Genomic DNA, 12560 nt, shown 5'->3' with positions numbered 1-12560 from the left:
TTCCTGAATTGGCCATTACTGACCCCCGTTTCTCATATTAGATGGCAATAAGATGCCTGCTGCTCTCGCTTTAGATCGCCAAGCTGGATCTTTGGCGAACTGCAAAGCTTGTTGAATTTGTTGGTCGTTGATCTTTGCTCCATCAGCCCATTTTGGATTAATCAGAGGTGGGTCCCAATCAACCAGCTTAGAAGTTGCCGCGTCTGCTGCTTGCTGCATAGTAGTACCCGCTGACAAGTGCATTGGACGACCTTGAACAGTAATAGTTGTTGGCTTAGACAACGGTGTTTCCATACCGCCATTTGCGCCTACAAACGCTGCTCTTACTTCGCTATCAACTGCATCACGTTGTGCGACTGATCGAGCGAAAGCCGCTGTTTGCATCATTTGCTCTGGTGTAGCTGTAGATGGGTCGGCAATTGTTTTCCCGATCATCTTCAAGAACGTTTGATCCATGCGCGAACCGGCTGGCAACAAGGACATTTCTTTCTGAATATTCAATCCTTGGAATTGCTGACGCAAGGATGAATTGTTATCAAAGACACCCGCGAGGTTTTCAGCCTGACGGAATGCTTGCGGAACTACACCACCTGTACCAGTTCCAGTAAGAGCTTGCTTAGTTTGCATTTGGTTCAAGAACTGGTCTTGTAGCTGCGCTTGGTCTGTATATGTCTTTTGTGTTGTGTTGTAACCAGACACAGCTTTCGCTACATCAGCAGGAGCTAAACCACCTTGCACTACAGGCTGTGGAGTTACTTGGCCTACGCTTGAACCTGAGCTATTACCAAGCGATGAACTGTTATAAAGCGATTCGCCAGGACCGAGTTTCTGGAACTGTGTTGTATTGATGGTTCTAACTGGTTGGCCTGTCTGCTTGTTATAGAGGTAAATGTTCCCTGTTCCGTCTGGTTGCGTTGCACCAAGTTCAGGGTTCATCTTAGTAAACATATCAGCAGCATCAGCAGGATTTGCACCGGCTGCAACAGCATCACCAATATTGAAGTTCTTTCCTGCGTTAGCAGCGTACTTAGATAGAGCTTGGGCTTGTGCCGTCTTCTGTTGCGTAGCTGCCGTACTTGCGTTCTTTGCGTTAATGTCTGCTTGGTCTAATGCATTCTGACGTTGGTAATTCAGAGCAGCCATGCGGTTAGCAATCTGCTGTTGAGCAAGTTGGTTATATGTCTGCACACCTGTTTGTGCGCCTTGACCAATTGCGCTATACCAAGGTGTACCGGGACGTGATGCAGCCATCATGCCGAAACCCGCATTCATCAATGATTCGTTAATCAGTGGATTGCGCAATACAGACATGAGCTTTTCACCAACACTCGGACTTGCATCGCTAGAAGCAGACTGACTATTGCCGCCTACTGCACCCAATAAACCGCCTTGTGAGCTTGTAGTTGCGTCTGGACTTGAAGCAGTGTTGCCGCTTTGGTCTGCACTGGCATTACTTGCTGTACTTGCATTGTCAGAGTTATTAGGTGCTGCACCTGCACTACCGGATGCACCGCTACTGTCATCGCCTGAATAACCAGATTGGTCGACTTGTTGAGCATTAGCGGCGTTTTGCGTATCGCCCTTTGCTACTTTGCTGTCTTGTGAAGCGACATTGCCGGTCGAGTCACTAGCTACAGCATTTGCGTCTTGTGCGCTTGCTTGTGATCCGTCGTCTTGTTGTACTGACTGTGGCATACCGGCTTGCGCCATGTACTGCTGCATCTGTTGCGGAGCAATTCCGCCTTGTTGTGCGCCCATAAGTGCAGACCAACCAGAAGTTGGTGATTGCGCCATAAGCTGCGCTGTTTCATCGTCTAGGGATACTGGCACTCCAGAACTACCCAGACCTAACATTGATAGAAGATTGGCCATCTCTTATTCCTTCTTGTTGTTATATTTATAGCCGCAAGTGAATGTGTAATCTCTGGATTTATGGATTCACTATGCAGTAGGTCGGAACAAAATTAGGTGGATTCTTAGTACCAACATTACCGGCACTTGTGCATACCCATCCCATTAGGACGTATTGCTTGCCGTCCGAACCTGTTATCAGTGCGGGCGTCGAATTCTTAATCTGATCCGCCACACCGTAAGTAATTCCTAGAATCTGGCTGGTTGGATTGCTTGTGACCCCTGTAAAATCAGTAGGTGGTTTAGAAGCCGCGTTCCATGTTCCCGCAATAGCTCCTGAACTAATCAAGTCAAGTTGAGCCGCCATCTTGTTCAACTGCAACTGCAACTGCGTTGAATCCGCATATGTAATACTCTTGCCGCTGATACTCGCTGTGATAGTTGGCAAGTTTATGTTACCGATTCTTGACATCTTAGTTTCTCCCCAACTGCACCATTGACGGTATCCATTCCATCGCTTCAAAGTCGCCGTTGAATGTGAGAATCAAGTTATGCCAACGATTGCTTTGATCTACGTCGATACGGCTATCAGCAAGCACAAGCGGGCCTGCATTTACATTAGTAATGGTTGATGGGTCATTACTACCTAATGTTGTTTTTCCTTGCCATATCGCAGCACCAGAAGACGGTTGTGTTTTAAATCTGATTCTGAACTGCTGCATTGTGGAATACACCATGTCATCGCCGAAGGCGTTCGTGGTAATGGTTGCGCCACTTGATGTACCCGCTAATGCTTGCAGTGTATTTGTCGAATCGAAGTAACCCGGTGTAGTGCGGAAGTTATTCCAGAACGAACTGTTGTATGAAATGTTAGGCAAGTCGTTGTATGTACTCCATTCTGTTCCTAATGAGTTATACGTAATTTCGCCATTAAGGATAGTTACAAAGCACTGCATGTTGGTATCCATCACACCCCATGTACCTGTCGTCCAGTTATAACAAATACAAGTATCAATAACGTTGCTTGCAGAGTTTTTACTTGGGAACGCCCAATAGATAACCTTCTGGCTTTTATCGTAGAAGCTACTGATATTGCTTTTACCGCTCGGATTCAACGTATCAAAGAACCATCGACGCACGTTCTGACCAATTGGAACTGGCAAACCGCTACCTTCGTATGCGTAGAAGTCTTCGCTGCCGATGAAGTAAAGCGTATTGGCAACGGTAACGACACATTCTTGATTTAATGCACCCACAAACTTACTGACAGCTTGGAAATCCCAACCGACCGGATAGCCTGTTTGAGTACCCAAGTACATGCTGTTTTCTTTGAATACAATTGCATTTGGACCTAATGCTGCTCCTGCTGTAATCGGACCTGGTGTGTCGATTAAACGGCCATAAGCGCATAACGTTTGCAAGTTAGTTGTATCCCATTGTGTGTAGTCATAGATACCACTTGCAAACCAGAAGTCACCACCTGACACTTGCGGTGGGTATGAGCAATTGCAGACAAACACTTGGCCGTTAGCAACAAAGATAATCTCACCAACCGGTGCTTCTACTAATGAAGCTGTCGCTGTTGCTTGTGTTGTTCCACCTCCGCCCGAGAATGTGACAGTAGGTGCGCTTGTGTAGCCGCTACCTGTATTGGTCAGTGTGACTGAGGTTACTACCCCTCCTGATACTATTGCCGTCGCTGTGGCTTGAATACCAGAACTGATGTTAGGAGCGGAAATAGTAACCGTAGGTGCGCTTGTATAACCTGCTCCTGCCGTTTGCAAGTTGATGCTTGCAAGTGCTACTGGAACATTTGTAAACGCGTTCGATAACGAAGTCTGCATTACGGACGAACCGTTTACTGCGAGACTGGCATTACCAAATGCAGCAAAGCGCCATTTACCATCTGTGCCTAGTGAGTATCCACCTGACTTTGACTGATCTACCCATGCACCGCTTACGTCTTCGTACAAGTTGGACTGAGTGCCTGCAAACATACGTGCAGTCCCATCAAGCAGCAGAAGCAATGCCGAACCAAGTGCAGGCTTGTTAAGTGTTGCTAGGCCGCCGTTAATAGGGCTCGGTGCGCCTTTGAATCCGGTTGTTGTAGGAAATACGTTATTGCAGTCCTGAAAAATACCCGGTGTACTTGGGTCTAGGTCTGGTGCGAATCCGATTAACTTCTGCGGCTCAATATTCATGCGTGTTGCCATACTTCACCTTAGCTTCTTTTAATTGTTAGTTTGGTGCGCTCAGGTGTCATTTCCTTCTTAGCGGCCATCTGTACTTCTGTAACCCCCTCTTGAAGCATTCCTTCCCATACTTCGATACGCTCGTCGTCAATGAGATATGGTGTTGCTTCAAGCAATGTTGCATACAAGTACAGGTTTGGATAATCTTCAAGCAACCAGTTTGATTCGTTTGAATCCGACAAACCCTGTAGCTCTTGGTAGTAATACATGGTCAATGCAGAGCTACCGTCAATGTAGGTCTGCAACAGGATGTTTGTGCCAATGATTGTGTACTCGTAGAGATAGTCGTTTGCTTTCTCTAATTGCAACTGGTCAGGTGTGATGTACGTCATTGGAATACTGTTGTACGTCACACGGATCATTGCGCCGTAATCGGACGGCAAAGCCACAATCTGGGAACCTTTACCCGGAACCAATGTATATGGAAGCTGTACCTGCTGTGGCAAAGTACGAATGATGTTGCGCAAACGCACTTCCGCTAGTTGGATGAATAGCGGTATCTGCGCAGTCAGGTTTGCACGTTGCAGGTATGTCGCTACGACCTTTTGCAAGTCGTCGTATGAACTAAAGTCCAATGTTGTCATGGGTTAGCCTTTTTTTGTTTTTGTTTTAAACGCCATTGGCGTGATCGTTCTGCTGGCGTAATTCCGTTTGGATCTTTTGGACGCCCAACCGGACGACCATCTTCTTTAGCTGCTTTACGATATTGTTTGATGTTGTCTGCGTGTAACTGGATAAACACGTTACCAACCTCATAGTGGCCTATGTCATTAACTCTCGACATAACATAGTGCCCCTTCTTTTTCCCTCTCTTATCCCACTTACCAGATTCCATCCAAATACCGAACCATTCTTCAAACGTTAATCTGAATTCAACTGGGTCACCATTGAAATCCGTCTTACCGTTCACAACAGCCGATTTTTGAACGTGATACTTTTCCTTTGCATCGCGTCTGATAATTTCATCCAGAAATTCTTTGCTTAACTTTTCAATGTAGTCCATATGCACCTGCGTATAAAAATTGCGTTACGCATCTATTTATTAATAGCGATAATTTTTATACGCAGTTGATGCCAATTTGTGGCCTCCTTTCTTATTATTTTTCTAGGCCGGTTACTACTTACACACCGCTTGGGCGCAAACGGAAGTAAGCTAAGTCTGGGTCTTTCAATACACGGCGAATGTGTTCCTTGTTACTGATGAACTCATGCAGTGTGATGCCGTTAATGTTGCAATACTGCTCGACAATAGCCTCTGGTATTTCCATAACAGGACGCATTTCCTCGCCATAGCTGGACTTGCTTTCCAAGTTAGTGCGCCATGCTTTGATCTGTTCAAGCGTGTCGCCTAGATCAAACGTGCGCTTAACCATGATCTTTTCGCCAGTTACGTCCTTGTCGAAGATCAGTTCCGTGGAACGGTCAGCATGCACTGGTGCGTTTGGGTCGGTGATGATCTGCGGTGCTTCCTGCTTTACTCCTGACAAGTCGAACGTTGCATTGCTGCCAGATACGAAAAACTGCTTACTCATTACTGGCTCCCTGCTGTCTTTTTCTTCTCTGCTGCAATGCGGCCTGTTGCGCTAATCATCTTCAGTTCTTGCTTGAAGTCTTTTACCGCACGTACTTTGTGCCATTGCAGCTCGCGTTGAGCTTGGTCTAGTGAGTCGATCATCTTTTGTGTTGCCTCGCTTTCCATCTTGTCTAGTACCTCATTCAAGATTGGATTGGTCAGCAATGCATTTGCTTCATTTGCGCGTGCAATCTGCGCATCGTACTCGTGTGTGCTTTTTACTTTACGTTCCATTTTTATACTCCGGTATATGGATTTTGGTTGTTCTGTTGTGATGCATCTGGCTCTGGTGCAGAGATAACTTGATTAAGGAAGTTATCGTACTCACCGCTTGCATGCAGGTTAATCTTAGTCAGCGCAGCATTCATTGAGTCTGTAGTGCTCTGGAATGTCTCGTTGAACATAGCTGCTTCTGCTGCTGGATCGACCATTGCTTTAAGTGCCGCTGCTTCTCGTTGAATTGCGGCTTGTAGATAAAGCTTTTCTAGCTCGATCTTCTGTTGCATTTGCAACTTGGCTAACTCACGTTGATGCGCAAGCATTGCTTGTTGGTCATCGCTCTTAGCTTGTGCTTCGATCTTCATTGCATCCAACTGCGCTTGACGTTCCTGACGTTGCGCATCGTTCTGCGCTTGCATCTGTTCAATTTGAATCTTTGCCTGTACATCAGGTGGTACTTGTGGCTGTGGCGGTTGTGGCATTGGTGATTGTGGTTTCTTAAAGAACTCGTCCACATTAGTAAAGTTCATCGCATGTACCAACTTCTCAATTGTGTTGTGTACATTGAACAAATCGGCCATACCTGATGAAGTCTGGATAGCCTGCGTTTGCAATTGCAGAATTGTGTTTAGGTAGGCAAGTTCACGTGACTTATCGCCAGTACCCAATCCGACACGTACAACAGCGTCATAGTGGTGTGCTGCGTCCATTGGGTCAGCCTCTATAGTTTGACCGTTAAGACGAATCTGCATCATCTCGTTTTGGTACTGCGCTAATAGCTTCTGAATACGCAGGAACAATGGTTTAAAACCATTCTCTGCAAACTCGCGTGCCATCAACTTAATGCGTTGTTCCGCACGTTCTGTCATGGCCTGATAGCCGGTAGCAGTCTCGTTGATAATGTCTGCGTCGCTGCCTTGTGTGAGCTTTTGTACACCTGTGCGCTCTTGCTTCATTGTGTCGATAAGCTCAAGCAGTGTTGTCACGGATGAAACGTCGCCACTACCAGAGGAAAGTACGCCTACTGCTTCAGGATTCTTTACGCGGATAATGCCGCCTGGACGGCTATCTAACAGGTCGTCAAGGTTCACATCGCCGTCTACCGCCCACATCTGAGCATTTGCGCCCAAGTTGACGTTATCGACCAATGCACGCATCAACTGTGTTTGGTTAAGCTGTGCGTTTTGTGCTTGCTCTGCTACAGATACACCGAATGCCAAGTGAGGCAATGGGTTTGCTACAAGCATAATGAACGGGTTGCCGTCACATGGCTCGTTAAGCAGAATGGTATTACCGCAACGAATGATCTTGCGCCATTCAGCAATACCAGTTTGCAAATAGTCCAGCTTTACATATGACTCAACAATGATTACTTGGCGCATTGATGGGTCGATCTGGTTGTTCATGTATGACCATGCGTAAGCACCTTCCAACTCCTTACGGCTTAGATACGTGCGTGTCATTTCTGGGTCATACGCTGTATTGCTAACCTCTTCTAAAATGTCGTCATCGAAACCCATAGCTCGCAAATCGGAGATAGTGATACGGCGTGCGTGTGCAGCGTAATGCGCTTCCTCTAATGAACGTGCTTGTGGGTCGATGTAAAACTCTTCCAGCGGAACATTGACGATCTTTACTTTGCCGCGCTCGTTGTTCTTGTGATCTACAGCTTCATGCACAACAATGTCATGCAGATGCACGCTAATAGCTGGCTCTGTTGGATCAATCTGTACTTGTGCTGCCTGCTGCAATACTTGGCCGGGATTAGCGCCTTGCTGAATCGCTTGTCCTGCTTGCTGTACTTGCGGAGTAATAAGCTGTGGTTGCTGACCAATAGCTGTAGCCTTTGCAATAGCTAGACCGTGCTGAATTGTGGTCAGTGGTTCAAAGTCTGGGTTTGCATACATGCGATGCTTAATGATCGCGAACTCACCCGCATCTGCTGCTTCTTTGAGCAATTGGAATTGCAGGTCTGTCAAACCATAGTATTTGGTGGTCTCAGCTGTTAAATCAGGCTCCCAATACACTTTGATAATGCCACCCGGAGACATTAGTGCATCGTGAATCCAAGTACGTGCGATCTTGTAGCCCGTGTTTTCTTCTCTAAACACGTAGTTACACATGGCTGTAGTAAGCGCTGCACTCTTTTCCTGTTGTGGTTGACGTGCTTGAAACTCGACAACGTTTTGTGTACCGCAGAACACGTCTAGCAATGGTGGTAACAGCCAGTTGATAGCATCTGCTACGGAGCTATCGACCCAGTTAGAACGACCGGGACTCAATGGAGGGGTAAAGATGCCTTCTGGTTGTGCGAGATAGAACTCGTTGCTAACAGCAGCACGGATTGAGATTTCGTCTTGTACATAGGCACGTGAACGGTTCTCAAACACGTTCAAGAACGCAATGACTTCTTCATCTGTCATTGGCCCTACTTCGTTGCCGTCCTCGTCGGTGCTTACTTCATCCGCGGAGACTTCGATCTCTGTTTGCTCAGGTTTTGGTAATACACCCGGCAACAGTTCGTTCATTTGCTGCACAAGCGCATCTGTCTCGTCCTGATCCTTACGCTTGGCAAATAGAGGGTTGTTTGGGTCTAGGTTTTGAATCGCAGAGCTTTTGCGCTTCTTCTGAATTGGCTGACCGTTTAGGTCTTTCTGTTGTCCTGCTCCGTCTGAGTTGCTTTGATTGTCAACTGGCAGTGTAGGACGTGGTGTTTTCTTATTAGCCATAAAGGGATTACTCCAATGGAATTCCCTTTATTTATTGAAATGAATCTCGCGTTATCTCGTGCGTTATGCCCAGAAACACAAAAGCCCCAGCTTTTAACTAGGGCCTTCGTGCTCTCTATACAAAATATTATGATTACAAGCTCGCACCTGCAATCATATTTAGCAAACATTAAACGTTGTTCAAGTCTGCAATTGTGAAGCCAGAAGCTTGGTTACGTGCTTCCAATGTACCTTCCCAACGGATTTGGAAGTTACGTGCGTCACCAGTTGTAGCCATTTCTTCTGTATCGAAGCCACGCAGAACAGCCAGTGACCACATATCTGTGTCGATACCGAATACTTCCTTAGCGCCAGTAATAACACGGTTTGGAACGCAAGTTACTTCACCGAAATCGGATTGGTAAATTGTGTATGAAGTCTTCAATGTGACTTTACCGTCGTTATTGACGTCTTGCATACGTGTGATGTTGCCTGTGAAGCTTGACTGTACTTGCTTACCTGCTGGGGTAAGGATAAGCATGTCAACGTTACCACCGGCAATGTATGCCTCTTGCAGAGCTTGCTTCAACAGTGTTTCTGTATAAGCTTGTGATGTACCTGCAACTGGTGCTGTACCTGGGTTACCTGCAACTGGTGCTGAACCGCCTGAACCACCGATGTAGTTTGTTGAGTTCCAACCGAGAACACCCTTCATTTGACGTGCTACTGAGCTTGAACCTGTTGCTGAAGTGGTATTGAGCAATGCAGCGTACTCAATGTCCTTCTTCAATTGCATCATTGTTTTAGCTTGCAAACGAGCAATCTGGTTTGGACCTGCGTGCTTAACTGCTTCCTGTGTGTTTGATACTGAGAAAGCATCACCGACGATCTGGCTGTAGTTACCAAGACGGACTGTTGGTGCTTCTGCTGTGTAGCTTGCATCTGCGCCTTCCACCAGTGCTACGTTAGCTGGTGATGACAATGCGTCTGTTTGCCATTCGTGGTAAATGGCTGTTGCGCCAGTTTGTGAGATTGCTGATACGAATGGTGTATCAGTTGGTGAGATCATGAATACTTTGTCGATCAGATCTTCACGGTTACCTACTGTTGCGTAGGTTGTTACTGTATTGCTTGGCATGATTTATTTTCCTTATTATTATGCCATCTGGTTAACCAGATATTTGTTTATGGTTATTTCTTCTTAGCCCATTGGCTTGCCAAATAAGCTTCAAAGTTCTTAGCTGTTGGTTCGCTACGCAAGGTATCGTTCCAAGCTTTAGCTTCACGTGCATTCGCTGTCTGAGCCTGTCTGTTTCTAAAGCCAGGATCATTGTTAGTAGCAGTTCCGCTATTCAAAGTTTTCTTAGAAGGAGCAAGCTTTGCTTTCTTAGCATTGTTGTCCTTTACCAATTTGTCGTACATCGCAGCTTTGTGCGCAACTTTCAGGAGACGTGCATCAACTAAAGTGTTGAGTTCATCAGCAGAGAATCCTTCTTCGGTCAGGTAGGTATTAACGTGTGATACCGCCTTTGCCGCTACTTCTGGGTTCTTCCACTGCGGAAAGAAATCTAGAATTGCTTTCTTCTGCGCTTCCAGATACTCAAGCTGTCGTTTTTCAAGTTCAGCTTGCTCTTGCTTCTTAATGTTCTCTTGAATAATCTTCGCTTGCTGTGCTTGATGGGCTCTTGCTTGATACATTTCCTTTTGCTTGAAATACTCAAGTGGGTCTGTATCGTACAAAGTTTGCCAATCAGGCTCATACTGCTGTGTTTGACTATCAATAAATGTCTGGTACTGTTGGAGCAAGCTCTTTAATGTCTCACGCTCTTTAACGTAAGCATCTTGAATCTCTGTCGCTTCTTTGCGCATTTTTGAAGCTTCAGCGAACTTGTCATTAGATGCACGCCACTTTTGTGCATCAGCAATCAATTCAGACTTCTTAACTTCGATCTTCTTACCATCAACTTGAATCTCAAATACTGGGTCAGTGTCGCTATCCTCGTCATGCTCTACGTTGGTATCCTCGTCGGAATCGCTGTCGAGCAAATCTAAATCTAGGTCTTCTGCATCAGTGTCGGATTCGGCATTGCTATCAGAATCTTTATCATCCCCAGCGGAATCTTGTTCTTTGGAGAAACCAAAAGGATCAGGCAGCTTTTTACCGCCTTTGTATTCCTCTGATTTGCGCCCTTCAAATTTCTTAGGGATAGGCTTTTCATTTAAGTATGACGCAAGGTCATACTCTGTATCGCCGTTAAGGGATACGCCGTCACTAGCGCCGCTTTCAACTTGACTTGCGCCGTCGAAGTTGCCATTGGTAGCATCGTTAACATTAGTGTCCATTGATATTTATCCTTATTATTATAGGTTTATGGATTTGTTTAATTCATCTACGGTCGAACACCGTAGTATTTTTGTAGTTAATAGGTTTACCCCATGAACTAGTCTGGTTACTACTTTGCAATGACTCAATGTTCACTGCTAGGTATCTAAACGCGTCTGCGCCGTGTGAGTAGTTGTCATGCACTGGCTTACCTAAGCTTCCATCTGGGCGTTCTGCGTAGTGGTAGCGCTTGAGGTTTTCGAGCAGCAATGTCGTTGAATCTCTGTCGAAAATCACATTGCCAAACATTTGCTTGGCTGCGCGAATACCAGCTTCGATAGTCATGGTTGGTGTAATCTCTACTCGCCAACCAAATGCCTGCATAATCTCTTGTGCGCTTTGACCTGTTTTGAAGTCTCTATGGGCGCCGTCATGTGGTAAGTAGCAGGTTCCCCAATTAACTTGATTCTTGTTACCCCACTCTCTTAACTCGTTGTTATATTCAGAAAGCGTCTTTCTGTTGCTCTCGATGTAACCAACAATCCGTGCGTCTGAGTAAATCTTTTGCACTAGGATGATTGCTGTCTGGTCAGCCCAACCCAAGTCCCAAATCGCATGTACTGGTAACTTGGGATCAATTCTCAGCTTGGTAACACGTTCTTCCTCGTATGCCTTACTAAGCTCGCGGAAGTAAACAGCACCAACTTGTGCGGGGAGAATTTCCCCTTCCCAGGTGTTTTTATATTCGTCTTCTGGCAAGCGGGCTTTATCCGCTCTGCGCTCTACATCAAGAACAGTTGGAAACCAAGGGTTATGGTTCCAGTTGACCGCTACGTCTTTAACGTCTTCACGCGTATTCAGCACATAGCGTTGATATACAGCGTCCGTGTCTAGACGTGGATTCCATGTAAAGTAAAAGCGTGAACCCTCTGCACGGATTGTAGGGATTAGGATTTTCAGGGATCTTTCTGTTAGCCCTGCTGCTTCTTCACCCCAACACAAATCAATGCCTTGGAACGACTTGATACTTTCTACTGTCTGGTCACTCAAGCCCTTAAAGATGAATACAGAGCCGTTATTGCAACGTATCTCATTTAATGTGGATGAGAAGGCATAACTAAGCCCAAGCTCTTGAATCAAGTCCTGCAAGCTTTGATAGACGGAATCCTTGATACTGTTCTGGACTTCACGGAAGCAGAGAATCTTTAACGGCTTATGGTAGGCGAGCAATATCAGAATCTTTGCTACTGTTACTGACTTACCGGAACCACGACCACCTCGCATTGATACAAAGCGGTATTTCTTGTCTAGCAATGGTAGAAAGTCTTCCGTGATACTGGTATCAAACTCCGTTCCCTCTAACGGTTTCCCCTCGATGTCAACCACTCCAATTAACTCAGGGGTAGAACTCGATTTGAAAACACCAATACGGAAGTGCTTCTTCGTATTTGCTTGCTTCTTGTTCGCGAGCACTTTCTCTAGTGCTTCTATTTTGTTCTTTAATGCACTGCTCATTTGTTCAAGTCACCGAAACCTCTGAGCAAGTCCTCCAAGTCATTAAGACGCTTCTCTAGCTCTGTTACTGGAGTGGCCCCACGTATCTGAGGACACGAGGACTCTCTTAAAATAAGGGA

Annotated in this window: 11 protein-coding genes; all 11 read right to left on the bottom strand. The window is 45.9% G+C overall.

Annotated features, from left to right (window positions below):
• Positions 1 to 15: 15 nt before the first annotated feature.
• Entirely contained in the window at positions 16 to 1872 is a 1857-nt protein-coding gene (locus tag ACSHSS_RS12400) for a hypothetical protein (protein ID WP_445545039.1), read from the bottom strand.
• A 58-nt stretch (positions 1873 to 1930) separates the two neighbouring features.
• Positions 1931 to 2323 (bottom strand): hypothetical protein, encoded by a 393-nt coding sequence (locus ACSHSS_RS12395; RefSeq protein WP_445545038.1) that lies wholly within the window; start codon positions 2321 to 2323, stop codon positions 1931 to 1933.
• A 1-nt stretch (position 2324) separates the two neighbouring features.
• Positions 2325 to 4052, bottom strand: coding sequence for a hypothetical protein (locus tag ACSHSS_RS12390; protein ID WP_445545037.1), 1728 nt, complete (start codon positions 4050 to 4052; stop codon positions 2325 to 2327).
• A gap of 20 nt (positions 4053 to 4072) precedes the next feature.
• The gene (locus tag ACSHSS_RS12385) at positions 4073 to 4687 is read right to left on the bottom strand and encodes a phage adaptor protein (RefSeq protein ID WP_111361775.1); all 615 of its coding nucleotides are present in this window, start codon (positions 4685 to 4687) and stop codon (positions 4073 to 4075) included.
• A complete protein-coding gene (locus ACSHSS_RS12380; RefSeq protein ID WP_146604170.1) occupies positions 4684 to 5106 on the bottom strand; it encodes a hypothetical protein in 423 nt (140 codons plus the stop codon). Before ACSHSS_RS12380 ends, ACSHSS_RS12385 begins: the two co-directional genes overlap by 4 nt.
• A gap of 118 nt (positions 5107 to 5224) precedes the next feature.
• The gene (locus ACSHSS_RS12375) at positions 5225 to 5635 is read right to left on the bottom strand and encodes a hypothetical protein (protein WP_077177045.1); all 411 of its coding nucleotides are present in this window, start codon (positions 5633 to 5635) and stop codon (positions 5225 to 5227) included.
• A complete protein-coding gene (locus ACSHSS_RS12370; RefSeq protein WP_111440278.1) occupies positions 5635 to 5910 on the bottom strand; it encodes a hypothetical protein in 276 nt (91 codons plus the stop codon). The genes ACSHSS_RS12375 and ACSHSS_RS12370 overlap by 1 nt, the downstream gene beginning before the upstream one ends.
• 2 nt (positions 5911 to 5912) lie before the next feature.
• Positions 5913 to 8624: a portal protein gene (locus ACSHSS_RS12365; RefSeq protein WP_445545036.1), complete on the bottom strand. Its 2712-nt coding sequence runs from the start codon at positions 8622 to 8624 to the stop codon at positions 5913 to 5915.
• A 169-nt stretch (positions 8625 to 8793) separates the two neighbouring features.
• Positions 8794 to 9741 (bottom strand): SU10 major capsid protein, encoded by a 948-nt coding sequence (locus ACSHSS_RS12360; protein ID WP_445545035.1) that lies wholly within the window; start codon positions 9739 to 9741, stop codon positions 8794 to 8796.
• 53 nt (positions 9742 to 9794) lie between these two features.
• Entirely contained in the window at positions 9795 to 10946 is a 1152-nt protein-coding gene (locus ACSHSS_RS12355) for a hypothetical protein (protein ID WP_146125272.1), read from the bottom strand.
• 43 nt (positions 10947 to 10989) lie between these two features.
• A complete protein-coding gene (locus ACSHSS_RS12350) occupies positions 10990 to 12441 on the bottom strand; it encodes a PBSX family phage terminase large subunit (RefSeq protein ID WP_445545034.1) in 1452 nt (483 codons plus the stop codon).
• Between the last annotated feature and the right edge of the window lie 119 nt (positions 12442 to 12560).

The sequence above is a fragment of the Burkholderia sp. BC1 genome (assembly GCF_052683555.1).
This window is presented reverse-complemented; position numbering and strand designations above follow the sequence as displayed.

What these genes read in the sequence shown, in the direction of transcription:
- ACSHSS_RS12350 (WP_445545034.1), bottom strand. Translation starts at nt 12,441, where the DNA reads ATGAGCAGTGCATTAAAGAACAAAATAGAAGCACTAGAGAAAGTGCTC.
- ACSHSS_RS12360 (WP_445545035.1), bottom strand. Translation starts at nt 9,741, where the DNA reads ATGCCAAGCAATACAGTAACAACCTACGCAACAGTAGGTAACCGTGAA.
- ACSHSS_RS12375 (WP_077177045.1), bottom strand. Translation starts at nt 5,635, where the DNA reads ATGAGTAAGCAGTTTTTCGTATCTGGCAGCAATGCAACGTTCGACTTG.
- ACSHSS_RS12380 (WP_146604170.1), bottom strand. Translation starts at nt 5,106, where the DNA reads ATGGACTACATTGAAAAGTTAAGCAAAGAATTTCTGGATGAAATTATC.
- ACSHSS_RS12400 (WP_445545039.1), bottom strand. Translation starts at nt 1,872, where the DNA reads ATGGCCAATCTTCTATCAATGTTAGGTCTGGGTAGTTCTGGAGTGCCA.
- ACSHSS_RS12370 (WP_111440278.1), bottom strand. Translation starts at nt 5,910, where the DNA reads ATGGAACGTAAAGTAAAAAGCACACACGAGTACGATGCGCAGATTGCA.
- ACSHSS_RS12355 (WP_146125272.1), bottom strand. Translation starts at nt 10,946, where the DNA reads ATGGACACTAATGTTAACGATGCTACCAATGGCAACTTCGACGGCGCA.
- ACSHSS_RS12390 (WP_445545037.1), bottom strand. Translation starts at nt 4,052, where the DNA reads ATGAATATTGAGCCGCAGAAGTTAATCGGATTCGCACCAGACCTAGAC.
- ACSHSS_RS12395 (WP_445545038.1), bottom strand. Translation starts at nt 2,323, where the DNA reads ATGTCAAGAATCGGTAACATAAACTTGCCAACTATCACAGCGAGTATC.
- ACSHSS_RS12385 (WP_111361775.1), bottom strand. Translation starts at nt 4,687, where the DNA reads ATGACAACATTGGACTTTAGTTCATACGACGACTTGCAAAAGGTCGTA.
- ACSHSS_RS12365 (WP_445545036.1), bottom strand. Translation starts at nt 8,624, where the DNA reads ATGGCTAATAAGAAAACACCACGTCCTACACTGCCAGTTGACAATCAA.